The following is a 5,372-nucleotide window of genomic DNA, read 5'->3' as shown; positions in this document are numbered from 1 at the left end:
TTTATCCCTCAAACATTTCCTGTATTTTGTTCAAATATCCTCTTAATCGCAATATTGCTTTGCTATGTAATTGACATATCCTTGATTCTGTAACGCCCAACACTTTTCCAATTTCTTTCAATGTTAAATCATCATAATAATATAAAACAACAATTTCCTTTTCTCGCGCCGGGAGATTATTGATAGCCTCAATAAGAAGTCTTTTCAATTCTTCTTGTTCTAATTTTGCATCAGGTCCTTGTTCAGGAGGGGTTTTAATCGTATCGATTATTTCTATTTTCTCTTCATCATCTAAACGCCAGATATCATCCAAGGAAATCAATGATACGCCACTCATCTGTAAGAGTAATTGGGAGAGTTCTTCTTCAGTTATCCCCAGGGCAGATGCTACTTCCTGGTCTGTAGCCGGGCGACCTGATTTATACTCTAACTCCCCATAGATTTTCTCAATCTGTTTAGCCTTTTGTCGTAATGACCGTGGAACCCAATCTAAAATCCTTAGTTCATCAATTATTGTGCCTTTTATTCGAGTAATGGCATAAGTTTTGAATGTAGTTCCTATTGTCGGGTTATATTTTTCAATGGCATCGATTAATCCTAAAATCCCATAACTCACTAAATCATCATATTCCACCTGTGGTGGTGTGCTCATCGCGATTTTACCAGCAATATATTTAACCGTCCCGGCATATTTAAGGATTAATTCTTCCCTTAACTTAGGATTGTTAGTGCGTTTATATTCTTTCCATAGTTCTTCTTCTGTTTTTGCCATATTTTTTTACTCCTTAATTTTGGTAATTGGTAATTGGTAACTATATAGCCAATTACCAGTTTATTCTTCCGCCATCATTGTTTTTATTACCATAGCCAATGCCTCTGCATCTTGTTTTATTGTTTCTTCTGACTGTGTTTCTTTTTCCTCTGTTTTTGTAATTTTCTCTCCAGCAGGAGAAACAGAGGGTAAGACATAGTCTATTTTTGTTGGTTTTTTCGGACGCACTTTTTTACCAGATATTTGTGGTATTTCCTTTTGTAGAAATATATAAATCCCTATGGTTAACCCAAAAAATATAATAAATGTAATCAGGAGTCGTAAGAATATCAATAAAACTAATTCAGCATTGGAGATATACTGATAAAATTTAAAATAAGTAACTACTCCGTTAATAAAAGAACTAATTAAAGCAACCGAAAAACCCATCTTTAATCCCATTGATGTTCATCTCCATTTGAACTAAATAATCGTTTGAAAAACCCCTTAATGCCATAGTTAAGTGAATCATCAGGTATATTAGCCAGTTTATTACGGATGTGATAAATACAATCTGTTGCCTTTGATTTTGGATAAGCGAGGAAGAACGGTGCTTGTTCCCTAACTGCCCTTGCTACCACAGGGTCATCTAAAAGATACCCAACATTTTCTACCTTGACATTTAAGAATTGACCGGCGATATTTACTATTCGGTCAGCAACCTTTTTCCCTTCCATAATATTTGTTATTCTATTAACCACTAATTTCAGGTTAACATCATTGTTCATAGATGAACTTGCCTTTATTACGCCGTAAGCATCAGCAATAGCCGTTGGTTCAGGGGTAGTAATTAACACTACCTCATTAGCGGCTAAGATAAATGATAGCACATTTGGCGAAATACCCGCAGAGGTATCAATTAAAATCAAATCAAAAGAGTCAAATAAACTACTTAATTTGTCAATAAATTGTTTGCGTTTTCTGGCTGAAATATTGGAAAGTCTGGTAACTCCAACTGCCCCGGTAATCACCTTCACGCCGCAGGGACCATCAGCCAAAATCTCCTTAATCTCCTTTTGCCCGCTAATGACATGAAATAGATTATATTTTGGTGGCGGCACTAAACCAATGACAATATTTACATTTGATAATCCCAGGTCTGCATCTAAAATCAGGACCCGTTTATTCATTAAGGCAAAAGAGATGGCTAAATTTACAGTTAGATTAGTTTTTCCAACGCCTCCTTTACCACTTGTTATGGTTATTATCTTACAGCCGGGCAACATAAACCCTTCTTCAATCTGTCTTTGTCTAACCAGTTGTCTAAGATTTTCTGCCTGGTCTAACATTGATTTCACCTCTTGAGAAGTAGGTAAGCGTTCAGCCACAGAGGCACAGAGTTCACAGAGAATTAGGAAAATTAGCCACAAATAGACACGAATTAACCTGTGACATTCGATAAATGTAGTGGGAACCTTTAGGTTCGTTTTCCTGCTTTTTATTATTCGTATTCATTCGTGGTTATATATTCCCTCTGTGTTCTCTGTGACTCTGTGGCTATATCCCTGAACGGTTACAGAAGTAGAGTGTAGGAAATGACCCTTCGCCTCCTACTGTATAATCAATTTCGCCAATTTATTGGCATTAGCCTCTTCAATATCTTCAGGAACATTCTGTCCCGTAGTAACATAAGCTATCCCTTGTGGAATCTGTGTTGAAAGATTCAATATTGGACCAAAGGTAACCGTTTCATCCAATTTCGTAAATATGAGTTTATGAAAAGAGACCTTTTTAAAATTATCAACAATATCAATTAATTCTTTATCCTTGGTCGTGGCACTTAATAGTAGAAAAATCTCAAGACGATAGCCGGCGGAATCAATAAAGCTTTTTAGTTCAACTAATTGCATAGAATTTCGTTGAGACCTGCCGGCGGTATCAATCAAAATCAGATTAGAATCAGAGGACTTATCAATAGCCGTTTTAAATTCAGAAGGCGTAAATACGACCTCTAATGGTAGATTTAATATCTCGGCATAAGCCTTGAGTTGCTCGACAGCCGCAATACGGTATGTATCAACGGTTATAATCGCTACCTTTTTACGCTTTTCAAAGGCAAAATCTGCGGCTAATTTAGCTAATGTTGTTGTCTTACCAATGCCTGTTGGACCGATTAAACAGATTATCTTTGGACTACCATCAACAAGTTGAATAGGACTACCTATTTTAATCAGACTACTAATATGATTTCTGAGTCTTTCTTCGATAAAATATTCGTCTTCTAAAAGAGGTCCTGGTGATTCCGCAATTACTCTTTTAATTAATGTTTCAGATAATGTTTCATCCACTTCATTCTGGAGTAATCGGATGTATAACTCTCCTGATTTACCTGGATATTTGTAAGTAGGTCCTTTGCCGCCTCGGACTTCGCCAAGCATACTCTCCATTTTTGCCTTTATCTCCAGAAGTTCTTTATGGACAGCCGAAGTAGTATCTACCTCTTTTCCCTTTGGGGGAGGTGATGGTTTTGGAGATGGGTAGTAAATAGACGGTTGAGGTGGAGTTGGAGTAGAATAGATGACTCGTTGTGCCGGGGGCGGGGTAGCAGACGAGGTGATGATTTGAGATGTTTTAGGTAAAGTTGGTGGCACAGGAACAGATTTCATTGGCACAGCCGCTGTTACCTCAACCATTTTTTGCCCAAATAATCCCCATACCCCACCTTTGCGAATATTTCGATGACTGACTAATAACGCATCTTTTCCCAGGTCTATCGTCATTTTTAATATCGCTTGCTGTAAAGTTAATGCCTCATAAGTTTTATATTTCATCATGATACACTTACCATCCCCACTGATTTTACTTCGACATTTGCTATTTCATTATATGATATAACACCTACTTGAGGGATTGAGTTCATAATTAAATTTTTAAAATGCCTTCTTATTCTGGGAGAACATAAAATAACAGGGTCTTCCTTAATATTTTTCTTTATCTCTTCCTGAAGTGCCAGAATAATCTTCTGAAGTCTGATTGGGTCAAGTATAACTTGTTCTCCTTCTGATGTTTGTTGAAGATTATCAGCCATTTCATTCTCTAATTTTGGATGTAAGGTGATGGCGGATAAAATGCCATCTCTCGAATATTGTCGAATAATCTGTCTTGCCAGACTCATCCTTACCTGTTCAGTTAGAAAGCCAATATCTTTGGTTTTTGGTGCCCAATCCGCTAATACCTCAGCAATAGTTAATAAATCACGAATTGAAATCCCCTCTCGTAAAAGATTATGTAATACCTTCTGAACCTCACCTAAACTTAATTGGCTGGGGATTAATTCTGCAACGACTGTTGGATGATTTTGTTTGAGGGTATCTATTAAACTCTGAACATCCTGTCTGGTAACTAAATCCGGGGCGTTTTGTCTTATTATTTTCTGGAGATGAGTTGAGATAATTGTTGGAGGGTCAATTATGGAATAGCCCATTTTCTCTGCCTCTTCTCTTTGTTCTTCTTTAATCCAGATAGCCTGAGAACCATAGGCGGGTTCTATTGTTGTCTCGCCTTCTATCTCCTCAGTTATTGTTCCGGGATTCATTGCCAGATACCGGTCGATTTTTATAGTGCCTTTACCTATCTCAAATCCTCTTATCTTAATAACATAAGTATTTGGTTTTAGTTGAATATTATCTCTAATTCTAATTGGCGGAACAACTATTCCTAATTCAAGGGCTGATTGTCGGCGAAGCATAGTAACTCTATCTAATAAATCCCCACCTTGTTCCGGGTCAACAAGAGGAATGAGTGCATAGCCAATCTCAAGTTCCATTGGGTCCATAGCCAGTAAAGAGGCGACACTTTCAGGTTTCTTAAGCCATTCTAACTCCTTTTTCTTTTTCTCTTCTACTGTTTTCTTTTCTTCTACCTTCACCGATTTACTCATTAAATAAGCGATTGAGCCAATGGTTGTGGCAACAAGAATCAAAGGAATTTTAGGTAAAGGTGTAAGTAAGAAGAAGATTAAAGAGCCGGTGGCTATCCATAACACTCTGGGTTGAGCGGTTAATTGATTAACCGCATCTAATCCTAAATTTTCTTCAGTAGCCGCCCTTGCCACGATTAAACCCGTAGCCACGGATATGAGGAATGCTGGTATTTGAGCCGAAAGTGCACAGCCAACGGTATAAGTTGTATAGTCGTGGAATGCATCGGCTAATGGTTCACCACGCATTAAAACACCAATCGTTAAACCACCGATGATATTGATAGCGGCAATAACCACACCAGCAATAACATCTCCTTGAACAAATCTTGCCGCACCGTCCATTGCACCGTAGAAATCTGCTTCTTTACGGATTTGCACTCGTCTATCTGCCGCCTCTTTTTCCGTAATATAACCCGCATTCAAATCCGCATCAATCGCCATCTGTCTGCCTGGCATAGCATCTAAGGTAAATCTTGCCGCTACCTCTGAAACCCGCATTGTCCCTCGCACAATCACTAAAAGTTGAATTATAACTAAAATCAGAAATATCACAATCCCAACAACTAAATTCCCACCCACGACAAATGTTCCAAATGTCCGCACAATCCCTACCTCTCCACCCCGTCCGTTGAGAATAAG

Annotated in this window: 5 protein-coding genes; all 5 read right to left on the bottom strand. The window is 38.0% G+C overall.

What is annotated here, in order from left to right:
- Position 1: 1 nt before the first annotated feature.
- On the bottom strand, positions 2-772 hold the full coding sequence (whiG, locus tag AB1414_14655; protein ID MEW6608662.1) for an RNA polymerase sigma factor WhiG: 771 nt from the start codon (positions 770-772) through the stop codon (positions 2-4).
- Positions 773-832: 60 nt separating this feature from the next.
- Positions 833-1,213 carry a hypothetical protein gene (locus AB1414_14650; protein MEW6608661.1) on the bottom strand — a complete coding sequence of 127 codons (381 nt, stop codon included), beginning with the start codon at positions 1,211-1,213 and terminating at the stop codon, positions 833-835.
- A complete protein-coding gene (locus AB1414_14645; GenBank protein ID MEW6608660.1) occupies positions 1,204-2,100 on the bottom strand; it encodes a MinD/ParA family protein in 897 nt (298 codons plus the stop codon). The genes AB1414_14650 and AB1414_14645 overlap by 10 nt, the downstream gene beginning before the upstream one ends.
- A gap of 261 nt (positions 2,101-2,361) precedes the next feature.
- Positions 2,362-3,585, bottom strand: a complete 1,224-nt coding sequence (gene flhF, locus AB1414_14640; protein MEW6608659.1) for a flagellar biosynthesis protein FlhF — start codon at positions 3,583-3,585, stop codon at positions 2,362-2,364.
- Positions 3,582-5,372 (bottom strand): flagellar biosynthesis protein FlhA (locus AB1414_14635; GenBank protein MEW6608658.1); only part of this gene is annotated, 1,791 nt, incomplete at its 5' end. The genes AB1414_14635 and flhF, both read right to left, overlap by 4 nt.

The sequence above is a fragment of the bacterium genome (genome assembly GCA_040755795.1).
Lineage (GTDB): Bacteria > UBA9089 > CG2-30-40-21 > CG2-30-40-21 > SBAY01 > JBFLXS01.
This window is presented reverse-complemented; position numbering and strand designations above follow the sequence as displayed.